The sequence below is a fragment of the Saccharopolyspora sp. 6M genome (assembly GCF_020176775.1).
Taxonomy (GTDB): domain Bacteria; phylum Actinomycetota; class Actinomycetes; order Mycobacteriales; family Pseudonocardiaceae; genus Saccharopolyspora_C; species Saccharopolyspora_C gregorii.
Window position 1 is genome coordinate 1 of record NZ_JAIUJZ010000060.1, and the last position, 23,072, is coordinate 23,072.

The 23,072-nt window shown below is 72.7% G+C and carries 17 protein-coding genes and 1 pseudogene; 9 read left to right on the forward strand and 9 right to left on the reverse strand.

Features of this window, described 5'->3' with window-relative positions; translation table 11 throughout:
- Both LCD31_RS09930 and LCD31_RS09935 read right to left on the reverse strand, forming a co-directional pair.
- A pseudogene (locus LCD31_RS09930) lies at positions 1-248 on the reverse strand (short-chain dehydrogenase); the annotation flags it as partial.
- A 116-nt stretch (positions 249-364) separates the two neighbouring features.
- The gene (locus LCD31_RS09935) at positions 365-1,270 is read right to left on the reverse strand and encodes an alpha/beta hydrolase (RefSeq protein ID WP_224957490.1); all 906 of its coding nucleotides are present in this window, start codon (positions 1,268-1,270) and stop codon (positions 365-367) included.
- Between the two features lie 310 nt (positions 1,271-1,580).
- Here LCD31_RS09935 and LCD31_RS09940 point away from each other — a divergent pair, with 310 nt between their 5' ends.
- Together LCD31_RS09940 and LCD31_RS09945 are read left to right on the forward strand one after the other, a co-directional pair.
- The gene (locus tag LCD31_RS09940) at positions 1,581-2,492 is read left to right on the forward strand and encodes a diiron oxygenase (protein WP_224957491.1); all 912 of its coding nucleotides are present in this window, start codon (positions 1,581-1,583) and stop codon (positions 2,490-2,492) included.
- Between the two features lie 267 nt (positions 2,493-2,759).
- Positions 2,760-4,370, forward strand: coding sequence for an FAD-dependent oxidoreductase (locus LCD31_RS09945; RefSeq protein ID WP_224957492.1), 1,611 nt, complete (start codon positions 2,760-2,762; stop codon positions 4,368-4,370).
- Between the two features lie 30 nt (positions 4,371-4,400).
- Here the strand turns inward: LCD31_RS09945 and LCD31_RS09950 are convergent, their stop codons facing one another.
- From LCD31_RS09950 to LCD31_RS09960, 3 genes are all read right to left on the reverse strand, one after another.
- Entirely contained in the window at positions 4,401-5,015 is a 615-nt protein-coding gene (locus LCD31_RS09950) for a TetR/AcrR family transcriptional regulator (protein ID WP_224957493.1), read from the reverse strand.
- Between the two features lie 134 nt (positions 5,016-5,149).
- Complete coding sequence (locus LCD31_RS09955) at positions 5,150-5,851, reverse strand: (2Fe-2S) ferredoxin domain-containing protein (protein ID WP_224957495.1); 702 nt, start codon at positions 5,849-5,851, stop codon at positions 5,150-5,152.
- A gap of 97 nt (positions 5,852-5,948) precedes the next feature.
- The gene (locus LCD31_RS09960) at positions 5,949-6,836 is read right to left on the reverse strand and encodes a universal stress protein (protein ID WP_224957496.1); all 888 of its coding nucleotides are present in this window, start codon (positions 6,834-6,836) and stop codon (positions 5,949-5,951) included.
- Positions 6,837-7,132: 296 nt separating this feature from the next.
- On the opposite strand from LCD31_RS09960, the gene LCD31_RS09965 reads away from it, so the two are divergent.
- The gene (locus tag LCD31_RS09965) at positions 7,133-8,146 is read left to right on the forward strand and encodes a chitinase (RefSeq protein ID WP_224957497.1); all 1,014 of its coding nucleotides are present in this window, start codon (positions 7,133-7,135) and stop codon (positions 8,144-8,146) included.
- Positions 8,147-8,163: 17 nt separating this feature from the next.
- On the forward strand, positions 8,164-9,165 hold the full coding sequence (locus LCD31_RS09970; RefSeq protein WP_224957498.1) for a chitinase: 1,002 nt from the start codon (positions 8,164-8,166) through the stop codon (positions 9,163-9,165).
- Between the two features lie 276 nt (positions 9,166-9,441).
- Here LCD31_RS09970 and LCD31_RS09975 read toward each other — a convergent pair whose 3' ends face one another.
- Positions 9,442-10,353, reverse strand: a complete 912-nt coding sequence (locus LCD31_RS09975; protein WP_224957499.1) for a hypothetical protein — start codon at positions 10,351-10,353, stop codon at positions 9,442-9,444.
- Positions 10,354-10,593: 240 nt separating this feature from the next.
- Here LCD31_RS09975 and LCD31_RS09980 point away from each other — a divergent pair, with 240 nt between their 5' ends.
- The 4 genes from LCD31_RS09980 to LCD31_RS09995 all read left to right on the forward strand — a co-directional run bounded on the left by LCD31_RS09980 (position 10,594) and on the right by LCD31_RS09995 (position 16,244).
- Positions 10,594-11,691 (forward strand): hypothetical protein, encoded by a 1,098-nt coding sequence (locus LCD31_RS09980; RefSeq protein ID WP_224957500.1) that lies wholly within the window; start codon positions 10,594-10,596, stop codon positions 11,689-11,691.
- Positions 11,692-11,813: 122 nt separating this feature from the next.
- Positions 11,814-12,938 carry an alpha/beta hydrolase gene (locus LCD31_RS09985; protein ID WP_224957501.1) on the forward strand — a complete coding sequence of 375 codons (1,125 nt, stop codon included), beginning with the start codon at positions 11,814-11,816 and terminating at the stop codon, positions 12,936-12,938.
- A gap of 156 nt (positions 12,939-13,094) precedes the next feature.
- Positions 13,095-14,072, forward strand: a complete 978-nt coding sequence (locus LCD31_RS09990) for a glucosyl-3-phosphoglycerate synthase (RefSeq protein WP_224957508.1) — start codon at positions 13,095-13,097, stop codon at positions 14,070-14,072.
- 63 nt (positions 14,073-14,135) lie between these two features.
- A complete protein-coding gene (locus LCD31_RS09995; RefSeq protein ID WP_224957502.1) occupies positions 14,136-16,244 on the forward strand; it encodes a hypothetical protein in 2,109 nt (702 codons plus the stop codon).
- A 12-nt stretch (positions 16,245-16,256) separates the two neighbouring features.
- Here LCD31_RS09995 and LCD31_RS10000 read toward each other — a convergent pair whose 3' ends face one another.
- From LCD31_RS10000 to LCD31_RS10010, 3 genes are all read right to left on the reverse strand, one after another.
- Positions 16,257-17,933, reverse strand: coding sequence for a hypothetical protein (locus LCD31_RS10000; RefSeq protein WP_224957504.1), 1,677 nt, complete (start codon positions 17,931-17,933; stop codon positions 16,257-16,259).
- A gap of 138 nt (positions 17,934-18,071) precedes the next feature.
- Positions 18,072-20,447 (reverse strand): excinuclease ABC subunit UvrA, encoded by a 2,376-nt coding sequence (locus LCD31_RS10005; RefSeq protein WP_224957505.1) that lies wholly within the window; start codon positions 20,445-20,447, stop codon positions 18,072-18,074.
- Positions 20,448-20,592: 145 nt separating this feature from the next.
- Positions 20,593-21,630 (reverse strand): LacI family DNA-binding transcriptional regulator, encoded by a 1,038-nt coding sequence (locus LCD31_RS10010; protein WP_224957506.1) that lies wholly within the window; start codon positions 21,628-21,630, stop codon positions 20,593-20,595.
- A gap of 209 nt (positions 21,631-21,839) precedes the next feature.
- Between LCD31_RS10010 and LCD31_RS10015 the strand changes: the two genes are divergently transcribed.
- Positions 21,840-23,072: MFS transporter (locus LCD31_RS10015; RefSeq protein ID WP_224957507.1), on the forward strand; the 1,233-nt coding region annotated here is incomplete at its 3' end.

Here is a 23,072-nt window from a genome sequence, read left to right on the forward strand (position 1 = left end):
GTGGGAGCACCTGCCGCGTCGGGGGTGGCGGTGGCGTTGGCCTCGGCGGCCAGCCGGTCCACCTCCTCGGCGCTGAGCCGCCCGCCGCTGAGCGCGACGAGCCTGCTCATCCGGAACCGGCGCACCGAGCGCAGCGCCGCGGGGCTCTGCCCGTTCTCCGCCAGCATCCGGCGCAGGATCGGGCCGCCCGCGGGGTGGTCGAGCCATTCGGCCACCGTGGACTCGGGGGACAGCGGGGTGGCGGTCATCGGGTTTCCCTCCTGTCGACCGGATCCCGGGGGCGGTGCCGAGCGCGGGATCCGTCCGGCTTCGCGCCTCCCGCGCCGGGCCTCGCGCCCCGCGCGGCGGGAGCCGGTGGGCGGTGTCAGTCCGCGTGCAGCGCTCGCCGCACGTGGCGGGCGATCAGGTCGTAGCCGGCGCGGGCCCGGTCCGGGTCCTGCACGTCGTAGCCGTGGTCGGCCCCGGAGACCACGTGGTGCCGCACGAGCGCTCCCGCCTCGCGCAGCCGTTCCGCGTAGCGCTCGCCCTCGCCGCGCAGCACGTCGTGCTCGGCGGTGACGACCAGCGCGGGCGCGATGCCGGTGAGGTCGGTGGTGTCCCCGGGTGCGGCGGGGGAGTGCAACCGGTCGTCGGCCCAGCGCGGGTCCCGGAGGTAGGAGGCGTTGAAGACCTCCGCCATCCACGGGCGCAGCATCGGCTTGGGCAGCGGCGATCCCTTGTCCCGGAACGGGGTGACCAGGTCCAGCGACGGGTAGTGCAGCGCCTGCAGCGCGATCCGCGGTCCGCCCTGCTCGAAGGCCTGGCGCGCGACGGCGGCGGCGAGCGAGCCGCCTGCGCTCTGCCCGCCGACCGACAGCCGGGAGCCGTCCCAACCGTGCCGATCGCCGTGCTCGGCGGCCCAGCGGACCACGTCGAACGCCTGCCGCGGCGGGGCGGGGAACGGGTGCTGCGGCGCGAGGACGTAATCGACGTTGAGCACCGCGACCTCCGCGGTCCCGGCGATGAGCCTGCACAGCGGGTCGTCGAGTTCGGTCAGCCCCATGACGAAGCCGCCGCCGTGGAAGTTGACGTGCAGCGGCACGGTTCCCCCGGTCGCGTCCGGCCGGTACAGCACCGCGCGGGCCGGTCCCGCCGCGGTGGGGACGGTGAGCACCTCGGTGCGGCCCGGGAACTCGGGGAACCGGTCGTGCGGCGGGCGGACCCGGGCGACGGCGCGCTGCATGGCCTTCGCGGCGAGGGCCGCCACCGCGGGGCGGGACAGGACGGACATCGGATCGCTCCCTTCGTCGGCCTCGCCCGGCGGACCGGTCGGCGCACGACTCACTGTAAGGCAGTCGACTGACTGGGAAGTCGGCGGGCGGTCGCCCGGGGTCCTCCGGGAGGCGAGCGGGCCGTCGTTCGCCGCGTGCCGCGCGGGCGCGTTCGGCTGGTCGGGTGCCGTCGAGGGGGACGGCTCGACACCTTATTGACACTCTGTCTAATGTGACATCGTGTCTCACAGGGGCGCCGCGACCGACCCGGCCGCCCCACCAGCCCGCAGCCGGCCCGGCCCGTGGGAGGGCCCAGTGGAGGTGTCAACGATGACCAGCGCACCAGCGGAATCCGCGCAGCGAACCGCCGCGGACGAAGACGTCTCGCAGCGGTTGCTGGACTCGGCGGCCACCCTGTCCTACGACCCGGCCACCGAGGTCGACTGGGAATCGCCGCTGCCCCCGGACGAGTACGGCCTGAACCCGGAGTGGAGCACCCTCTACGGCACCCCGCTGTGGGACGAGCTCACCGAGCAGCAGCGGGTCACGCTCACCCGGCACGAGGTCTGCTCGGTGATGAGCATCGGCATCTGGTTCGAGATGATCCTGCAGCAGATGGTGCTGCGCGACCAGTACGTCAAGAACCCCGCCAACGCCGAGTTCCAGTTCGCCCTCACCGAGATCGCCGACGAATGCAGGCACTCCATCATGTTCGCCCGCGCCTGCGCGAAGATGGACGTCCCCGCCTACCTGCCGCCGCGGCTCATCGCCCAGCTCGGCCGGTTGTTCAAGACGCTCGCCAGTGCCGAATCCGCCTACGGCGGGATCCTGGTGGCCGAGGAGATCCTCGACGTCATGCAGCGCGACTGGATGCGCGGCGAGAACGTGCTCGGCATCGTGCGCACCACCAGCAAGATCCACGTGGTGGAGGAGGCGCGGCACATGAAGTTCGCCCGCCAGGAGATCAAGGAGAGCATGCGCGGGGCGGGCCGGGTGCGTCGCAACGCCAGCGCCGTGCTCATCGCCGTGGTCGCCGACATCGTCGCCTCCAACCTGGTGCAGAAGGAGGTCTACGCCTCCGTCGGCCTGGACCCCGACCGCGCGGTCGCCGCGGTGCGGCGCAACGAGCACCGCAAGTCCATGCTGCGCAACAGCTGCGTGCACCTGATGGACTTCCTGTCCGAGGCGGGCCTGCTGAACCGCCCGGCGATGGCGATCTACCGCCGCATCAACATGATCTGAGCCCGGAGCCGGGGGGCGCGGCGCCGGGGCCGCCGCGGGGCCGGGGGGGGGGGCCCCGGCGGGGGCCGCCGCCCCCCCCCCCCGCCCCCCGCCGGGGGGGGGGGGGGCCCCCCGGGCGGGCGGTGGCCACCCCCCCCCCCAAACACCATGCCCCGCCCCGCCCCCCCCCGCCCCCGGCCGGGGGGGGGCGCCCCCCCGGGCGGGGAGCACCGGGCAGCGAACGGAACGACCTGCCGCGCGCAGGCGTCGGGCGGACGAGGAACCACCATGGCCTACGCGATCACCCAGACCTGCTGCACCGACGCCTCCTGCGTGTCGGTGTGCCCGGTCAACTGCATCCACCCCACGCCGGACGAACCGGACTTCGGCCGCACCGACATGCTCTACGTCGACCCGCAGACGTGCATCGACTGCGGGGCCTGCGCGGACGCGTGCCCGGTGGACGCGATCTTCCCGGTGGACCGGCTGCGCGGCGCCGATACCGAGTACGCCCGGATGAACCGCGAGTACTACGAGACCGCGGACGTGTCCAACGAGTGGACCGCGCCGAACTTCCCGCGCTCGCTGCCGGAGTACCCGGGCACGCTGCGCGTCGCGATCGTCGGAACCGGACCGGCCGCCTGCTACACGGCGCAGGCGCTGCTGCGCGACACCGGCGCCGAGATCACCATGCTCGACCGGCTGCCGCTGCCCGGCGGGCTGCTGCGCTCCGGGGTGGCGCCGGACCACCAGTCGACGAAGAAGATCGCCGACGGCTTCTCCTGGCTGTACCAGCACCCGCGGCTGCGGATGCACATGAACGTCGAGGTGGGCCGGGACGTCGCGCACGAGGACCTGGCCGCGCACCACCACGCGGTGATCTACGCGGTCGGCGCGGCCACGGACCGCGAACTCGGCGTGGACGGCGAGGACCTGCCGGGCAGCGTCTCCGCGACCTCCTTCGTGTCCTGGTACAACGCGCACCCGGACTTCGCCGACCTGGGCGTGGACCTGTCCGCGGAGCGCGCCGTCGTCGTGGGCAACGGCAACGTGGCGCTGGACGTGGCGCGCATCCTGCTCAGCGACCCGGAAGAGCTCGCGGGAACCGACATCGCCGACCACGCGCTGGAGCGGTTGCGCGGCAGCCGGGTGCGGGAGGTGGTGCTGCTGGCGCGGCGCGGACCGGAGCACGCCGCGTTCACCGCGCCCGAGTTCCACGCCATGCGCCACCTCCCCGGGGTGCGGGCCGTCGTCGAGGACGGGCCCGAGGTGCGCAAGGCGTTCGCCGAACCGGAACCGGGCGGCAAGGCGCAGTTGCTCGCCGAACTCCCCGTCGAGGACGTCGACCTGACCGAGGCTCCCGCCGACGGCAAGCGCCTCGTGTTCCGCTTCGGCGCGGCCCCGGCCGAGGTCCGCGGCACCGACCGGGTGCGCTCGGTGCGGGTCCGCGACGGCGGCGAGATCGCGACCGGACTGCTGGTCCGCGCCATCGGCTACCGCGCCACCCCCATCGCCGGGCTGCCGTTCGACGAGGCCACCGCGACCGTGCCGAACCGGGGTGGCCGGGTGCTCGACGCCGCGGGGAACCCGCTGCCCGGCACCTACGTGGTGGGCTGGGCCAAGCGCGGCCCGTCCGGCGGGATCGGCACCAACCGCGGATGCGCGCGCGACACCGTCGGCTCGCTGCTCGACGACGCCGCCGCCGGACACCTGCGCGAACCGGCGCGCTCCGGGTTCGACCGGCTGGTGCGCGCCCGCGCGCCGCGGTCCATCGGCCGGCGCGGCATGCTGAACATCGACCGGGCGGAGCGGGAGCGCGGCGAGCGGACCGGGCGCCCGCGGGTCAAGTTCGCGACCGTGCCGGAACTCCTGGGCGCGGCCCGCCGCTTCGGCCGGTAGCTCCGCCGCCGAGCGGGGGCGGACCGGCGGTCAGCTCAGTTCGCGCAGCAGGGGCGCGATCTCCTCGGCGGCCTGCTCGCTGTGGCCCGCGGTGGTGCCGACCATCGTGATGAGCTGGTCGGTCAGCCAGTGCTCGAACACCTCGCGCGGCGGGTTGTGCGTGGCCAGCCACGTCACGCACGTGGTCTCCACCAGCGCCACCCAGCCGCGCAGCGTCAGCAGCAGCAGCGCGGACGGGTCCACGATGCCGATCCGCTGGCACACCAGGTCCACCACGTGGTTGCGCACCTTGTCCACCAGCGTCTCCGTCTCGCTGGTGGCGATGGTGGAACCGCTGCGCAGCAACGCGGTGTAGCTGCTGGCGAACGCCTCCACGGAGGAGACGAACTCGGCCAGCGCGGAGCGCAGCTGCGTGATCAGATCGCCGTCCTGCGGCAGCGTGATGCGCTCGATCAGCTCGTCCACGACGGTGGTCAGCGCCGCGACGTGCACTTCCCGCAGGTTCGAGAAGTAGCGGTAGAACAGGGCGCGGGAGACCCCGGCCTCGGCCACGATGTCGTCCACGGACACGTCGTCCATGGCCCGCTCGCCGTAGAGCTGCAGGGCGGTGGCGAGCAGGTGCTCCCGGCGTTCCTCGGGGCTCATCCGGCGGCGCGGTCGCTCACCGCGCCCCCCGGCCTCGGAGTCCGGTGGGGTCGGAAGTTCACTGGTTCGCGGCATCGTCCCCACATCATCACATGTTTGCCCACGTCAGTCCCCGAGCGCCTCCACCTGGGTGATCATCGGCACCCGGCACCGCCCGCTCGGCGGCCCGTCCCCCGGTCGAGGAGCTTCGCGGCACCGTCGGCGTCGACGTGCTGGTGCCAGGTGCCGCCGGGGTGGTCGATGACGAGGGGGCCGAGGTTGCACGGGCCGAAGCAGCCCGCGGGCGTCACCTTGGCGGTGGTCCCGCGCACGAGGTCGGCCAGCGCGCGGTGCACCGGCCCCGCGCCGTGCGCGGTGCAGCGCGGGCCGCGGCAGACGAACAGGTGCCGGTCCGGGACGTCGAGCACGGACCAGGAGGGGCTGCGGAACCCGGCGGGGGAGGCGGTGATCGGTGCGGTCTCGTCGGCGAGCCCCGCGATCGCCTCGGCGAGACCGGTGGCGGCGGCCGGACCGCGCGCCATCCGCACGTCGAGCGCGCCTGCGCGGGTCTCCCGCCAGTTCGCGACGGCCTTGGCCAGCCAGGACGCCAGGTACCGGTCGTCGGGCAGCGCCAGCGGGACGAGCACGGCGCTGCTCGCGCCGTCCGCGTCGAGCCGGTCCAGGACGTCGTGCACCGAGGGTTCGCCCTGGTCGAGGTGCGCGGCGAGCACGGGGCCGCCGGTCCGCTCGGCGACGGCGCGCACGACGGCCCGCAGCGACCGTTCGTCCACGCCGGACGGGGTGGGCCGCACGACCAGCACCAGCGCCCGCTGCGGCACGTCGTCGCGTTCGGGCATCCGGTGACCTCCGGGAGCTCGGGGAGGCCGCCGGTGCGACGGCCGCGCCCGATCATGCGTCACCCGGCGGTGGATTCCGAGTGGTCCGGGACGCAGCTCACCGCTTCGGCGTCCGGGCGATGAGCACCGGGCACGGCGCGTGGTGGATCAGGGCCTGGCTGGTGGATCCCAGCAGCATGCCGGTGAATCCGCCGCGTCCGCGGGTGCCGACCACGACGAGCGTCGCCCCTGCCGCGTGCTCCAGCAGGGTCGCGGCGGGCGATCCCTTGGCGACGAACCGCTGCACCCGCACGTCCGGGTGGTGCTCCCGCCTGCCGCTGATCAGTTCGGCGAGGAGCCGGTGCGAACCCTCCTCGATCTCGTCGGCGGCGAGCCCCACCCGCATCCACTTCGAGTCGACGCCGACGAGGTTCCAGGTGTGCACCACGTGCAGCGGCACGTCGTGCGCGGCGGCCGCGGCGAACCCGTGCTCCAGCAGCAGCGGCGCCTGCCGGGACCCGGCCAGGCCCACCACGACCGGCCCGTCCGCGGGTTCGCCGCGCCCGCGGACCACCACGGTCGCGCAGTGCCCGTGCGCGGCCACCGCGACCGCGACGGAACCGGCGAGCAGCCCGGAGAACCCGCCGAGCCCCCGGTCACCGACCACCACGAGCCCGGCTGAGACCGACTCCTCGATCAGCACCGAGGCGGGCGACCCGGGCACCGATTCGGTGCGCACCTCCAGGTCGGGGCTCTGCCGCTGGGCGATCTCGGCGGCGTCGGCGAGCCACTTCCGCACCTCGGCGCGCACTTCGGCGCGGGGCGCGTGTGACCACCGCACGCCGGGGATCCCCGGCAGCGCGGGCAGTGCGAACACGTCGGCGTAGACGATGCGCAGCGCGCGGCGGCGGCGAGCGGCTTCCGCGGCGGCCCACCGGACGGCGCCGCGCGCGGTGCCCGATCCGTCGACGCCCACCACGAGCGGTCCGGTTCCGAGTTCGCTCATCTCGTCCCCCTCACCGTGGGAGTCCGCCGAGCGGCGGGGAATCCGCGGCCGGCGGGCCTCCATGCTGACGCACCGACCGGGTGGTCGCCGCTCGGCGACGGGGTCGCGTCGCATCTACGCCAAAGTGGTCTGGACCCGTTGACGGTGTGGTCTAGTCCACATACGGTGCTGCGCGTTCGGCAGTTGATCGGGACCGCGCCCGCGCCGGACCCGGGGCCGAGCGCGGCGCGCTCCGGATCTCTCGTCCGCACCACCGCCCGGCCACCCCGGCCGGACCGGTATGAGGGGAGTACCCGTTGACGACCAGAACGATCCGCATGGCGGCGCTCGCGGCAGGGCTGCTGGTGCTGCCGTTCACCGGCGCCGCGGCCGCGGCCACCCACGCACCCGCCCCGGCGGCCGCGGGCGACCTGCGCGCCGCGCCCTACTACATGCCGCTGGACAACGACCCGCAGGACATCGCCGAGGCGATCGAATCCAGCGGCCAGCGCGACTACATCTTCGCGTTCGTGCTCGCCCCCGACGAAGGGAGCTGCACTCCCACCTGGGACGGCAAGGCCGACCAGGAGGTCGCCACCGACACCGCGGTCCAGGCGAAGGCCGACGCGGTGCGCGCGGCGGGCGGTGACCTGTCGGTGTCCTTCGGCGGTTACAACGGAATCGAGCTCGGTGCCGCCTGCGCCGACTCGGCCGCGCTCGCCGACGCCTACCAGCAGGTGATCGACAAGTACGAGCTCACCCACATCGACCTCGACGTCGAAGGCGACGACCTCGGCGACGTCGCGGGCGAGACCAAGCGCTTCGAAGCGATCAAGACGCTGAAGGAGCGCAACCCCGAGCTGCACGTGACCCTCACCCTGCCGATGACCACGGTCGGCCTCAACGAGGCGGGCAAGGCGGAGATCCAGCGTGCCAAGGACATCGGCGCCGAGATCGACCTGTTCAAGATCATGGACTTCGACTACGGCGGCCCCGGCGACGACATGGCGAACAGCGCGATCTCCGTCGCCGAGGCGTTCCACGGGCAGCTGCGCGAACTGCACCCCGAGTACGACGACGCGGCCGCCTACGCGCGCACCGGCGTCATCCTGATGAACGGCCACACCGACCAGCCGAGCGAGCTGTTCACCCCCGACACCTTCCGCGCGCTGCTCGACTACGCGAACGAGCACCAGATCGGCCGCTTCTCGTACTGGGCGCTGAACCGGGACCGCGTGTGCACCGAAGAGGGCGGCTGGGCCGACGGGAAGTGCAGCAGTATCGAGCAGGCGCCGTACGAGTTCACCAAGATCCTCGCCGAATACCAGTGATGGTCAGGAGAAACCTGATGAAGAAGCTTCCGAAGCTGCTGGTGGCCGTCGCCGCCGGAACCATGCTCCCGCTGACCGCGGTCGGCGCCGCGGCCGCCGCGCCGGACGCGCCCGCAGTGCCCGCCGCCTTCGCCGCGCCCGCCGCGCCCGCCGAGATCAAGACCGCGCCCTACATCGACGTGATGCAGGAATCGCCGACGCTGCCCGAGGTCGCCGAGGCCACCGGGCAGAAGCACTTCACGCTGGCCTTCGTGCTCGGCAGCGCCGCGGGCTGCACCCCGATGTGGGGCGGTGAAGCGGCGCTGGACGACCAGCGGATCATCGGCCAGATCGACGAGCTGCGCGCGCAGGGCGGGGACGTCATCGTCGCCACCGGCGGTGCGATGGGCCCGTACTTGGAGAGCGTCTGCGGCACCTCCGACGAGCTGCTGAACGCCTACAAGTCCATTCTGGACACCACCGGCTCGAACCACCTGGACATCGACGTCGAAGCCACCATCCAGCACGACGTGGTGAACGAGGCGCTGGCGAAGCTGCAGGCCGAACGTGGCACCCAGGTCAGCTACACCCTGCGGGTCCAGAGCGACGAGACCGGCCTCGACCCGTACTCGCTGCAGGTGCTGCAGAGCGCCGCCGACCACGGCGTCGACGTGCTGGTCAACCCGATGGCGATGGAGTTCGGTTCGCAGAAGCCGTGGGGCGAGGCCGTCATCGCCGCCGCCGAAGCGACCCTCGGGCAGATGAAGCAGGTCTGGCCGGACGTCGACGAAGCCGGGCTCAAGGCCAAGCTCGGCGTGACGCCGATGATCGGCCGCAACTTCAACGGCAACGAGTTCACCCAGGAGCACGCGCAGCAGCTGGTGGACTGGGCCAACGAGAACCAGATCGGCCTGCTGTCGTTCTGGTCGGCCGGGCGGGACAACGGCGGCTGCCCGGGTGGCGCGGTGTCGCCGACGTGCAGCAGCATCGAACAACAACCCTACGAATTCACCAAGTTGCTTCAGGGTTTCGGAGGTTGAGGTCTCTCCACTCCTGTTGCTCGGGGGTGGCGGAACCTCAGCTGGTTCCTCGCTGCGGGATCGATTTCACAGGTGGCTCCGCCACATGAGAAATCGCTGTCCTCGCGAGGAACCAGCTGAGAACCCGCTGCGGTGCCGGTGTCTTGGGTGGTCGGCGGCTCATCGGCTTCGCCGCTGACAGGCGAAAGATGAAGGCCGGTGATGGCTCTGTTGAGCGGGGGGGCACCTGATTCAGGCCCCCCCCCCGCTCGCATGCTGTCGGTCCTTTGTGGACTTCTAATAGGTGACTCCGGGGAATTCCTGGCGGGCCTTGGTGAACTGCTGCTCGCGGTCGTCCGGCCAGCCGAAGGCGCCGGTGGCCTGCTCCTTCAGGTTCTTCCCCGCGGCGCCGCTCATGAAGTGCACGAACTCGCCCCAGTTCAGCTCGCGGGAGAACGAGTCGCCCGACGCCGGGAAGTGCTCGCCCAGCAGCGCGAAGTAGCGCACCATCACCTGCGCGCCGCCGTGGTCGCGCCACAGCGGGTGGAACCAGTCGCGGAACCAGTGCGTGCCCTCGCGCGGGAAGTCGTCCACGTGGTCGTCGGCCGACATCCGGTCGAAGAAGTCCTGCGCCTCGGCCTCCATGCCGAGCCCGACGTACACGTCGTAGATGTAGAACTCCATCCACTTGCTGTCGCCCCACAGGCCGAACGCGGGCGAACCGTGCTTGCCGGCGGCGATGAGCTCGACGATGTGGCCCGTCTCGTGCGTGACGATCTCGTACTGCGGGGTCGTCCAGTCGGTGCCGCCGACGTCGCTGACGTTGCGGTGGTCGTGCGACTCGTCGTACACGGTGGACGGGTGCCCGCCGAAGTGCTTGCCCTCGTGGTGGATCGAGTACAGGCGGTCCTCGTTCATCCGGTTCCCGGAGTTGCCGTAGGTCCGCTGCGCGTACTGCCACATCGACGTCAGGTACGGCAGCAGCCACTCGCTCGCGGCCTGGTCCACGTCTCGGTCGAAGTACAGCGCGACCGTGTCGTTGTGGTCGGCGAGCCGCAGCTCTTCGGAATGCTCGAACCAGTGCTCCTGCCACGTTTCCGGCGGCGGTTCCGGGGCGCGCGCCGCGGGCACGGCCAGACCGGTCCGAGCCAGCGCGGGAACGGCCAGCGCCGAGGTCAGGGTCGTTGCCAGGAATGTCCTTCTGCGCACGTCTTGCACCTTTCGGGGGAGGCGCGGGCGGTTCGCCCGACGAGATCGCGATCATTCCCGCGACCGGACCCGGAGCGGCGCCGATGGCTGGAACTGACCACCTGCGCCGGATTCCGGGAGGAGAGCGTTGATCCGTTCGCCGCGGACGAGCACGATCGTCGTTGCGGCGCGGGCTCTTCCGGGCGAGCGGAGGTGTCCGTGCGCGCATCCCGGCCCGATCGATCCCAGCGGATGGGTACGGTGTCGACCGTGTTCCCCACCGCGGAATCCCTGCTGTCCGGGCCGCGCGGCCGCCGGTGCTGCCTGGAACTGGCGCTGTCCTCCGGGGACGACGAGCGGTGGGCGGCGGCGCGCCGCGCGGTGTTCTTCGCGGCGCACCACGTGGATGCGGCCGCGGGCAAGTCGGTGCTGTTCGGCACCGGGCCCGACGTGGAAGCTCCGCCGCACCCGTCGAACGCCGAGATCGCCGACCTGCTCGCCGCGCTCCCGCCGCCCGAGCCCGGTGCGGCGGACCTGGTGCGGGTGCTGGCAGAAGCGGTCGCCGCCGCCCGCTACTGGCAGGAACCGGACGGGAAGGACGTGCTCGCCGCCGCGCCGCCTATCCGCGCGGCCCTGGAACCGGCGGCCGTGGCGCTCGCGGGCTGCGCGGCGGCGGACTGGTGGACGAGTCCGCTCGACCGCGAGTTCCAGCGGCTGGTGACGTTCCGCCCGGGCACCTCCGTCCCGGGACCGGTCGATCCGGAAGGTGCCCTGGCCCGCTGGCGCACCGAGGAGGTGTCCACGGAGGAACGTGCCCGCCGCGAGTGGCCGCGCTCGATCGACGCCCCGTTCAGCGCGATCTGGTGGTCCGGCCCGCCGTGCGAACTGCCGTGGACGACGCGGAACATGGGCGAGCACGGACCCGGGGGCCTGTGGTTCGTCGAGGACGGGATGGGCTGGGAGGACGCCGCCGTGCACTCGGCCGAGGTTCCGCCGGACGCCGAGGTCTACGAGATCGACGGCCCCGAGGCCTGGGCCCGGTTGTGCCGCGACCACCCGCTGGAGGTGTCGGCGAGCCACCGCCACGACTGGTACCGCACCACCGGCCGGGACGGGCGCTGGGTGCTGCCGGACTGGTCCGAGGTCGCCCGCCACCACGACGCCGTGCACCTCACCGTCACCGGCTACCTGACCACCGCCGGGATCGCGATCCCCGTCGACGGAGACCGCGCCTCGGTGTTGGCCGGTTGGGACCCGGACGCCACGTGCTGGCTCACCACCCCGCCCCGGGTCGCCGCCACCGGAAACCCCTGGCACGACCCGAACAGGACGGGGTGGCGCCCGCATCCCGCCGGGTGAACGGCCACCGGGTTCCCCGGGGCGCGGTTCTCAGGGGAATTCCCGAGGTGCCGGGGAGGCCGGTGCGACAAGGTGCAGGGGAGATCCGCTGCGGCGGAATCCTGCTACCCGCTGGGGAGAAGATGCGCAGAACCACTCGACTCGCCGGAGCCGCCACGGCCGCGGCACTGCTGCTCGCACCGGTACCGGCCTCGGCCGCGGCACCGGCTGCGCCGCGGCTGGAACTGCCCGCGCCGACCGGCCCGAACCCGGTCGGCACCGGCTCGCTGCACCTGCGGGACGAATCCCGCCCCGACCCGTGGGTGCCGACCGGCGCGCGGGAACTGATGATCACCGTCTGGTACCCGGCGGCCGAAGCGGTGGGGGAGCCGGCCCGCTACCTGAGCCCGGCGGAATCGCGGCTGTTCCTGGAACTCCAGGCCGAGCACGGCACCCCGCCCGTCGACGACCCCGAGGTCCTCAGCACCGTCGCCACCCACGCGAAGGTCGACGCCCCGCCGCAGCGCACCCCGGACGGGCATCCGCTGGTGGTGCTCTCGCCGGGATTCTCGTTCCCCCGCGCGACGATGAGCGGCATGGCCGAGGACCTCGCCTCCCGCGGCTACGTGGTCGCGGCCATCGGGCACGACCACGAGGCGGCGGGCATCGAGTTCCCCGACGGCCACGTCACCGAGTGCGACGCGTGCGAGACCGCGGACCTCGCGGGCGTGGTGCGCGGCAGGTCGCTCGACGTGCGGTTCTTCCTCGACGAGTTCCTGGAGGACCCGCGGTTCGGCCCGCTCGTCGACCCGGACTCGATCGGCATGGTCGGGCACTCCATCGGCGGCGCCAGTGCCGCCGAGACGATGCACGACGATCCGCGGATCGACGCGGGCGCCGACCTGGACGGCACGTTCTTCGCCCCCGTCGAACCGCTCGACCGCCCGTTCCTGCTGCTCGGCGCCGGTGCGCACGGACCGGGCGGCGTCGACGACTCGTGGGACCGCACCTGGGAGCGGTTGCACGGCTGGAAGCGGTGGATCACGTTGAACGGCTCCGGGCACAGCACCGCCATCGACCTGTCGGTGCTGGCCGACCAGCTCGGCATCGAACGACCGGGAGAACCGCTGTCCGGCGCCCGCGGCACCGAACTCGGCGACCGCTACGTCGCGGCGTTCCTCGACCGGCACCTGCGCGGCCTGCCGCAACCCGTCCTCGACGGCCCGACCGAGCAGAACCCGGAAGCCCTGTTCTGGCACCAGGACTGACCGGACCGGGCGGGCTCCGAACCCGAGCCCGCCCGGTGGCGGACAGCGTGTTCCCTGAGAAGATCAGCGGCGGTGAGCAGTGCGTTCGGTGCTGCATCCGGCAAGGGCGATCATCGCTGAGCTGGTCGGGGGAGGAGGCTGGACGTGGACCCTGCGGTGCACGATTGGTTCCGACGGCGTACCTTCCAGCGCCCTGAGTGGACGGTTCCGGAACTCGCGGAGTTGAAGGGCGAGCAACGGGTGAGCCTGGTGCTTCCGGCGCTGGATGAGCAGGAGACCGTGGGCCGGGTCGTGTCCACCCTCTTGCCACTGACGGGGCCGGGACGGTCAGGTGAGCAGCCGCTGGTCGACGAGCTGGTGGTGGTCGACTCGGGCTCCGTGGACCGGACGGTGGCCGTGGCCGAGCGGGCGGGCGCTCGGGTGCTGCGCAGGGAAGACGTGTTGCCGCGGTGCGCACCGCGCCCTGGCAAGGGGGAGGTGCTCTGGCGGTCGCTGGCCGCGACCGACGGAGACCTCGTGGTGTTCGTCGACGCCGACCTCACCCGGTGCGAGGCGGACATCGTGCCCGCTCTGCTCGGCCCGTTGCTGAGTTCGGCGGAACCGGTGCTGGTCAAGGGTTTCTACCGGCGTCCGCTGGAGACCGGCGCGGTGCTGCCCGCCGCCGAGGAGGCCTCCGGTGGTGGCAGGGTCACCGAGCTGCTCGCCCGCCCGCTGCTGTCGGCGCTGCGTCCGGAGTTGAGCGGAGTGGTGCAGCCGCTGGCGGGGGAATACGCGGCGCGCCGAGAATTCCTGGAGTCCGTCCCGTTCGCACCGGGGTACGGGGTGGAGATCGGATTGCTGCTGGACGCTCATTCCGCGCACGGACTCGACGGTCTCGCGCAGGTCAACTTGGGAGTTCGCGGGCACCTGCACCAGGACTTGGCGGCCTTGGGCGTGATGTCGCGCCAGGTCCTCGACACGGCGTTGCGGCGGTGCGGAGTCGTCGGCACCGACGTGGCGTCCGCTCCGTTCGACCAGTTCCGCTTCGAGGACGGCAGCGCGGTGCTCCACCGCTCCGACGTGCTGGTGGAGGACCGCCCGCCGATGCGGACGATGGCCGGGCGTTGCACTGACCCGAGCTCGGTGATTGTCTGACTCCGCACGATCACCAAGCGTTATGCTGGTGCCGATCTTCGACGGAACCAGGGGGCGGCCTCGATGGCGGACGGTCACCGCAACGAGAACACGGGATCAGCGCAGGTCGTTGCCCAGGTGGGCACTCTCACCGGGGACATGCACCTGCACCTGCCTTGGCGGCAGGCCGAGCTGCGAAACCAGGTGCCGAACCCGACCTCGCACTACACCAACAACGAACGGCAGCTGTCGGAGATCAGCGCCGCACTGCTCCGGCCCTCGGACGAGGGCCAGGTGCCGGCGATCGCGGTGATCGTGGGTCCGCCGGGGAGCGGGAAGAGCGCCACCGGCTACCGCTGGGTGTTCGCGCACTCGAACACCTTTCCCGACGGGGTCTTCTACGCCCCGTTGGGTTCGGGGCCGGACGGCGCCGGAGCGCCAGGGTCGGAGAGCGAGGCGCTGCGCCAGTTCCTGATCCGCGTGGGGTTCGAGCCGCACGAGATACCGGACAGCCTGGCGTCGCGCTCGGCCTGGTTCCGGGAGTGGAGCGCCGGCAAGCGGGTGGCCGTGGTCATCGACGATGCAGTTCGTGCCTCGCAGGTGCGGCACCTGCTGCCGGGCGTGGGCCGATCCGCGGTGCTGGTGACCTCCGTCGGGGACCTCAGCGGACTGCGAGCGACCGAGCAGGTCACCTTCGTGGAGATCACCCCGCTGGAACCGGAGTCGGCGCGGGAACTCCTGCGCCGCATCGCGGGCGCGCCCCTGGTGGACGCGGAACCGGCGGCGGTGGAGGAGCTCATCGGGCTGTGCCAGGGATCGGCGTTGGCGCTGTCGGTGGCGGCCGTGCTGCTCCTGGGACGCGGCGAACGCCCCGTGGCTCCGCTCGTGGCACGGCTCTCGCGAGAAGGCCGGTTGGTGCGGGGACTCTCCCGGGATCCGGAGCTGTCGGTGGACGTCGTGTTCGACGCGGCCGCGGATCGGCTCTCCCCGGCGGAGCACAGCTGCTATCTGGCGTTCGGCCAGCACCAGGGCGACGGGGACATCAGTTTGGAAGCGCTCGCCGCCGGGCTGGACGCGGACCCGGAGGACGTCGAAGCGCACCTGGACCGACTCGTCGCAGCGAAGCTCGTGACCTCGACGGGGGAGGAACGCTACGGGGCGAACCGCTTGGTGCGCGAGCACGCCCGGCGGCGTGCCGAGCTGCACGAAGGCCGGAGCGCCGAAGCCCGGCGGATCCGCGACCGCCTAGCGAGCTACTACCGGATCGCCGCGGTGCGCTGCGGACACGCGATGAATCCGAGGCGTGGCTGGCTCGAACGGTTCTGGCCCGGCTTGACCTCGGGCGGTGCCCACGTCGAGAAGGCGCAGGCTCGGCAGTGGCTGGAGGCCGAACGGCGCACGCTGCGGGCGGTCATCGACGATGATCACCGGGAGGGCCGGGTCGAGACGTGCGTGCTCGCGATCGCTCTGTGGCCGCTGTACGAGCACAGCAAGGACTTCGCCGACCTCGAAGAGACGAGCCACTACGCTGAACGGCTCGCGGAACACTGGGAACTGCCGTTGGTGCGCACCCTCGCGCTCGTCCAGCGCGGTTTCGCGCCGCTCGGCAGGCAGGAGTACGCCGCCGCGGCGGAACTGTTCGCGCAAGCGCGGAAGCTGTGCACCGACCACGGAGACCTGGAGCTGACCGCCACCACGATCGAGTCGCAGGCGCTGGCCGCCCGTGGGCTCGGCCAGGTCGTGCGAGCCCGCGAGCTGTTCGAGGAGAACCTCGAGCTGGCGCGGAAGTCGGGCAATCCGCAGCGGGTGGGCGTGGCACGGATGCATCTCGGGTCGGTGGCTCCCGCATCCGAGGCGGTGCTCCACCTCGAGGAGGCGTTGGCCTGGTTCGAGAAGGGCGATGCCGTCAACACCGCGAAAACCCGCATGTGGCTGGGGATGCGCCTCGGCGAGTTGGGGGCGGCGGAGGCGGCAGGCGTAGCCCTGCACCGAGCGCTGGACACCATGCTCGAGTTGCGCCGGCACACCGATGTGGCCCAGATCCGGCTCGGCCTCGCGGAGCTCGCGCTGGCCGAGGGCGATCGGGACGAGGCACGAGCCCAGCAGCGCGAAGCGCAGGCGCTCTACCGCTCGCAAGGCTGGTCGTCGCAAGCCGAGCAGGTCGAGGCACGGCTGGCAGGGCCCGAAGTGTGAGCCGGGGCCGGTTCAGCCCTGCTGGACGCTGACCCCGAGGGTGCTCCGGCGGTCACCCGAGCGCACCGGAACCGTCCGCGGGAACTCGCTCGGAACGAGCCGGTCGCGCAACCACCCGTGCAGGACCGCACCGCACACCGCACCGAGATCGGGAGCGGCGGTGAACACCACCGCCAGACCGTCCTGCGCCACCGCGAGCCACCGGCCCTCCGGAGTCCGGACCACCGCGAGCAGGCAACCGGGCAACGCGTCCAGCGAAGCCCGCGCCCACTGCTCCGGGGCGGTGCACGGCTCCTCGTGCAACACGACGTCGGCGAGCTCGAGCATCCGCCGGGACGGGGATCGGACACCGGTCACCAGGACGACACCGGCACCGGAGGACCACGAGCCCGGAGTCGCCGGATATCGCCGCACCTGGAGTTCGACGCCGGCGCCCGCCTCCACGCTCACGAGCTGACCGGGCGGTGCGGGCAAGTCCACGTCGGGCAGCGGTACCGCTACGGGTTCGGCGGGAACCTCGGGTTCGTCCAACTCCAGCCAATCGTACACCGCGGTGCGCAACAACCTGGCGGACTCACCCGGCACCGAGGTGGCGAGTTCCGTGACACCGGCGAACCGCTCGGTTCGGTGGGAGCGAGCGGTGGATTCCAGTTGAGCGAGCAGATCACGGTTCGGATCCAGCAGCGGTGCCGCGGCATTGAGCCGGGCGATCGGCGATTCCGGGTCGAGCGAGTCCTCTGGCGCCGCGGTCACCAGTAGTGGTGTGCCGAGAGCCGCCGAATAGAAGGTGACCGAACCGTGGTCCCCGATGGTGAGGTCGGCGGCAATGAGCGCGGCCCGCCAACCCTCTTCGGGAGGCAGGACGACGACGCCGGCGCGGGCGCAGTCCTCGAGCCACATCCGCACCTGCCACGGCGAATGCCCGTGCCAGACGTTCGGGTGCAACGCGACGACGATGCGGTATTCGTCCAACGGGAGTCGTGCGGCCAAGCGGGCCACGATCGACGAATCCTGCCCGAACAGGGAGGAATCTCCCCAAGTCGAGGAGACGAAGACCAGCTGCTGCCCGTCGTGGACCCCGAAGCTCCGCCGGTAGGTCTCCCGCAGTGGAACGCTGGCCAGGATCCGGTCGAAGCACGGATCACCGGCGACGAGCGCCACATCGACGGCTTCCGGACAGTGTTCTCGCAGCCTGTCGACCTGCTCGACGTGCGAGAGCACCGTCGTGGAGGGGATGAGTTCGCCTTCGTGGCGCAGCCATTCATCGGACAATCCGAAAACGGGTTTCCGGGTTTCCGGGTTTCCGGGCTTCCGGGCTTCCGGGCTTCCGGGCTTCCGGGCTTCCGGGCTTCCGGGCTTCCGGGCTTCCGGGCTTCCGGGCTTCGCCAGCGTTTTATTGTATCCCATGCCGTGCGGTACGACTAAGAGCGGAGCGGTCACTTCGTGCAGCGGACCGCCGTAGCTGGCGGATACCGCGAGGTCGAACTCCTGGGACATCGCTTCGGCCCAGGGGAGGGGGATGATGTCGTGCGCTGCGAGGAACTCCGTGGTCCCCGTGGTGAAAGCACTCGACCCGATGCAGGTGAACGCGGTCTGGATTCGGTGGTCCGCGGCCCAGAACGGGAGGATGTCGAGCAGCCGGGTAGCCGCGGTCACGTTGTGCACGATCGCCAGCACTGAGCGTTCCACTCGAACCGTGCGCCACGAGCGGCCGGCGGAACCGGCCAGCAACTCACTCCACCGCAGCACGCCCACGGCCCGAATGCTACCCAAGCGCCTCATCCGGACGAACGAGGTGAACGTCCGGCCGGCTGAGCGGTTCCCGCCTCAGGCCCCGACGTAGTCCGCCAGGTGCTGGGCGGTGCGGGTGCTGCGGGCCGCGACCAGGTCGGCCGGGGTGCCTTCGAAGACGACGCGGCCGCCGTCGTGGCCCGCGCCCGGACCGAGGTCGATGATCCAGTCGGCGTGCGCCATCACCGCTTGGTGGTGCTCGACGACGATCACCGACTTGCCGGAGTCCACCAGCCGGTCCAGCAACCCGAGCAGCTGCGCCACGTCCGCCAGGTGCAGGCCGGCGGTCGGTTCGTCGAGGACGTAGACGCCGCCCTGCTCCGCCAGGCGGGTGGCCAGCTTCAGCCGCTGCCGCTCGCCACCGGACAGCGTGGTCAGCGGCTGGCCGAGGGTGAGGTAGCCGAGTCCCACGTCCGCGAGCCGGCGCAGCACCCGGTGCGCGGCGGGGGTCTTCGCCTCGCCGTCGCCGAAGAACTCCTCCGCCCGCGCCACCGACATCGCCAGCACCTGGCTGATGTCCCGGCCGCCGAGCCGGTGCTCCAGCACCGCCGGCTGGAACCGCTCGCCCTCGCACTCCTCGCACGTGGTGGCGACCCCGGCCATCATCGCCAGGTCCGTGTAAACCACCCCGGCACCGCCGCAGCCGGGGCAGGCACCCTCGGAGTTCGCGCTGAACAGCGCCGGTTTCACGCCGTTGGCCTTCGCGAAGGCCTTGCGGATCGGGTCGAGCAGCCCGGTGTAGGTGGCGGGGTTGCTGCGCCGCGAACCGCGGATCGGGGACTGGTCCACGGAGACCACCCCGGCGTCCTTCGGCAGCGAACCGTGCACCAGGGAGCTCTTGCCGGACCCGGCGACGCCGGTGACGGCGACCAGCACGCCGAGCGGGATGTCCACGTCCACGTCCCGCAGGTTGTGCGCGCGGGCGCCGCGCACCTCGATCGTCCCGGACGGCTCCCGGACCGAGGTCTTCAGCGCGGCCCGGTCGTCGAGGTGCCTGCCGGTGGTGGTGCCCGCCGCCCGCAACCCCGCCACGTCACCTTCGAAGCACACCTCGCCGCCGTCCGTCCCGGCGCCCGGCCCGAGGTCCACGACGTGGTCGGCGATGGCGATCGTCTCCGGCTCGTGCTCCACCACCAGCACCGTGTTCCCCTTGTCCCGCAAGCGGAGCAGCAGGTCGTTCATCCGCCGGACGTCGTGCGGGTGCAGGCCGGTGGTGGGCTCGTCGAAGACGTAGGTGACGTCGGTCAGCGAGGAACCGAGGTGCCGCACCATCTTCACCCGCTGCGCCTCGCCGCCGGACAGGGTGCCCGCGGGCCGGTCCAGCGACAGGTAGCCGAGCCCGATCTCCACGAAGGACTCCAGCGTCCCGCGCAGCGAGGTGAGCAGCGGCGCCACCGACGGCTCGTCCAAGCCGCCGATCCACCCGGCGAGGTCGCTGATCTGCATCGCGCACGCGTCCGCGATGCTCACCCCGCCGATCTTCGAGGAGCGGGCCGCCGCGGTGAGCCGGGTGCCGTCGCAGTCCGGGCAGGTCGCGAACGTGACCGCGCGCTCCACGAACGCCCGGATGTGCGGCTGCATCGACTCGACGTCCTTGGCCAGGAACGACTTGCGGATCTTCGGGAGCAGGCCCTCGTAGGTGAGGTTGACGCCCTCCACCTTCACCTTCGTCGGCTCGCGGTGCAGGAAGTCGCGCATCTCCCGCTCGGTGAAGTCGCGGATCGGCTTGTGCGGGTCCAGGAATCCGGATTCGGCGTAGACGCGGACCGTCCAGAAGTTGTCCGACTTCCAGCCGGGGATGGTGAACGCGCCCTCGGACAGCGACTTGGAGTCGTCGTAGAGCTCGGTGAGGTCGATGTCGGAGATGCTGCCGCGGCCCTCGCAACGCAGGCACATGCCGCCGGTGACGCTGAACTCGCGGCGTTCCTTCACGGTCCGCCCGCCGCGTTCCGTCGTCACCGCGCCCGCCCCGCTGAGCGAGGCCACGTTGAACGAGAACGCCTGCTGCGAACCGAGGTGCGGCGTCCCGAGCCTGCTGAACAGGATGCGCAGCATCGCCCCGGTGTCGGTGGCGGTGCCCACCGTGGAGCGCGGGTCGGACCCCATCCGCTGCTGGTCCACGATGATCGCGGTGGTCAGCCCGTCGAGCACGTCCACCTCGGGCCGCGCCAGGGTCGGCATGAAGCCCTGCACGAACGCGCTGTAGGTCTCGTTGATCATCCGCTGCGACTCGGCGGCGATGGTGCCGAACACCAGCGAGCTCTTGCCGGAACCGGACACGCCGGTGAACGCCGTCAGCCGCCGCTTGGGGAGCTCGACGCTGACGTCCCGCAGGTTGTTCACCCGCGCGCCGTGCACCCGGATCAGGTCATGGCCGTCGGCGGCGTGGCGCGCCCGCTGGTCGTTGCTCATCGTCGTCTCCCGGTGCCTGGCGGTGGATCGGTGGCCGGCCGTGCGGTCGGGTGGTGACCCCGCCGCGCGCCCGATCCCGCACCGATCCGCGTTCCGCGACCCCCGCGCGCACTCCGGCGGACCGTGCGGGAGGCAGCCTAGGCGCTCACCCCGACGGCGCGAGCGGTCCAGCCGCCGGCGGTGCCGCCGTGCTGCCGCGCACGGCGAGCGCGGGGGTGAGCAACCGGTCGGACGGGGTGGTGCGCTGCCCGTCGAGCCGCTCCGCGCAGGCCTCGACGGCGAGGTCGGCCATCGTCGCGGTGTCCTGCCGCACGGTCGTGAGGTCCACGTACGGCAGTCCCGCGACCCGGCTGTCGTCGTAGCCGACCACCGAGAGGTCCCGCGGCACGCGGAACCCGCCGCGCAGCGCGGTGCCGACGAACCCCGCGGCGCACAGGTCGTTGCCCGCCAGCACGGCGGTGGGCGGCCGCGGATCCGCGAGCAGCCGCCGCGCCGCGTCCGCGCCGGACTCCTCGGTGTAGTCGCCGGGCAGCACCCGCACGTGCGCGGCAAGCCCGTGCGCGCGCATCGCCGCCCGGTAGCCGTCGCGGCGCGCGGCGGCGCCGGGCAGCGTGCCGCCGTCGACGTGCGCGATGTCGCGGTGGCCGAGCCCGGCGAGGTGGTCCACGGCCAGCCGGGCTCCGGCGTCGTCGTCGGTGCGCACGCTGTCGATGCCGTCCGCGCCGGTGCGCTGGCCGATCTCGACGACGGGCACCCGCTCGGCGACCTTCGCCAGGTGCGCCGGGGCCTCCACGGCGAGCCCGATGAGGACCAGCGCCTCGCAGCGCAGCCCGAGCAGTTCGTCGACGGTGCGTCGCACGGTGCGGCTGGGCAGGATCGCGCTGAGCACCACGCCGTAGTCGAGCCGGGCCGCGGCGGTGTAGAGCGCTTCGACCACGTGCGGGTCCAGCGCGTGCCCGAGGGTGAACAGCACGCCGAGCTGCCTGCTGCGGGCGCGGCGCAGCAGCTGCGCGGCGAGGTCGGCGTGGTAGCCGAGGTCTTCGGCGATGCGCAGCACGTGGTCGCGGGTGCCCGCGTTCGGGCCGGGCTTGTCGCCGAGCACCAGGGACACGGTCTGCCGGGAGACCCCGGCCGCGGCGGCGACGTCGGCCATGGTGGTGCGCCTGCCAGCGGGTTCCCGCATCCCGTCCCTCCGCGCCGTCGCCTCCGGGTGGTCGGCATGGTAGCCGGTGCCCGGTCGCGGGTGAGATCACAGCGGCGCGGCTTGAAACGGGGCCGCGGTGGCTGCGACCCTGTTTTGGCACGTGCCAAACGATCGGCCGCGTGCCCTCGCGGCGAGTCCGGTGTCGTGCCGCCGACGATCCTCCGACCCCTGGTGAAAGGTCCGGCCCGATGGTTCTGGCGTTGCTGGCGCTCGCCCTGGGGGCGTTCGCGATCGGCACCACCGAATTCGTGATCATGGGGCTGCTCCCGCAGGTCGCGGGCGGTCTCGGCATCTCCATCGCCTCCGCCGGGCACCTGGTGTCCGCGTACGCGCTGGGCGTGGTGATCGGCGCGCCGCTGCTGACCGCGCTGGGCACCCGGCTGCGGCGCAGGAACGCGCTGCTGGCATTCCTCGGGGTGTTCGTGCTCGGCAACCTCGCGACCGCGCTCGCCCCCGGCTACGGGGCGGTGTTCGCGGCCCGGCTGCTGGCGGGGCTGCCGCACGGCGCGGTGCTCGGCGTCAGCACCCTCGTCGCCGCGCACCTGGTGGGACCCGTGCGGCAGGCCACCGCGGTCGCCCGGGTGCTGCTCGGGCTCACCGTCGCCAACATCGTCGGGGTGCCCGCGGGCACCTACCTGGGCCAGGTGTTCGGGTGGCGGGCCGCGTTCCTCGTGGTCGCCGTGCTCGGCGCGGTCGCCGTCGCCGGGGTCGCCGCGTTCGTGCCGCACGTGCCGGTCGCCGCGGGCGGTGGGCTGGGCCGCGAGCTGCGGGCGCTGGGCCGTCGGCAGGTGTGGCTCGGCCTGGTCACCGCCGTGTTCGGCTTCGCGGGCGTGTTCGCCGTCTACAGCTACATCTCGCCGATGATGACCGAGCTCGCCGGGCTGCCCGCGGCGGCCGTGCCGGTGGTGCTGGCGCTGTTCGGCGTCGGCATGACCGCCGGATCGCTGGTGGTCGGGCCGCTGGGGGACCGGGCGCTGCGCCCGACGATCTACGGGGCGCTGGCCGCGCTGGCGGTGGTGCTGGTCGTGTTCGCCTGGGCGGTGCACACCCCGTGGGCCGCGGTGCTGCTGACGGTGCTGCTCGGCGCGGTCGGGTTCGGGGTCACCGCACCGCTGCAGGTGCTGATCATGAAGAAGGCCGGGGACGCGCCGACGATGGCGGCCGCCTCGAACCACTCGGCGTTCAACCTGGCCAACGCGGGCGGGGCGTGGCTCGGCGGGGTCGGGATCAGCGCCGGGTTCGGCTACACGTCCCCGGCGATCATCGGCGCCGTGCTCACCGTCGTCGGGCTCGGGCTGGCGCTGCTCGCCGGACGCCTGGACCGCGGCGACGGGGCGGGACCGGAGGTCGTGGGGGGGGGGGGGGGGCCCCCCCCCCGGGCGGGGGGGGCCGCCCCCCCCCCGGGGGGCCCCCCGCCCCCC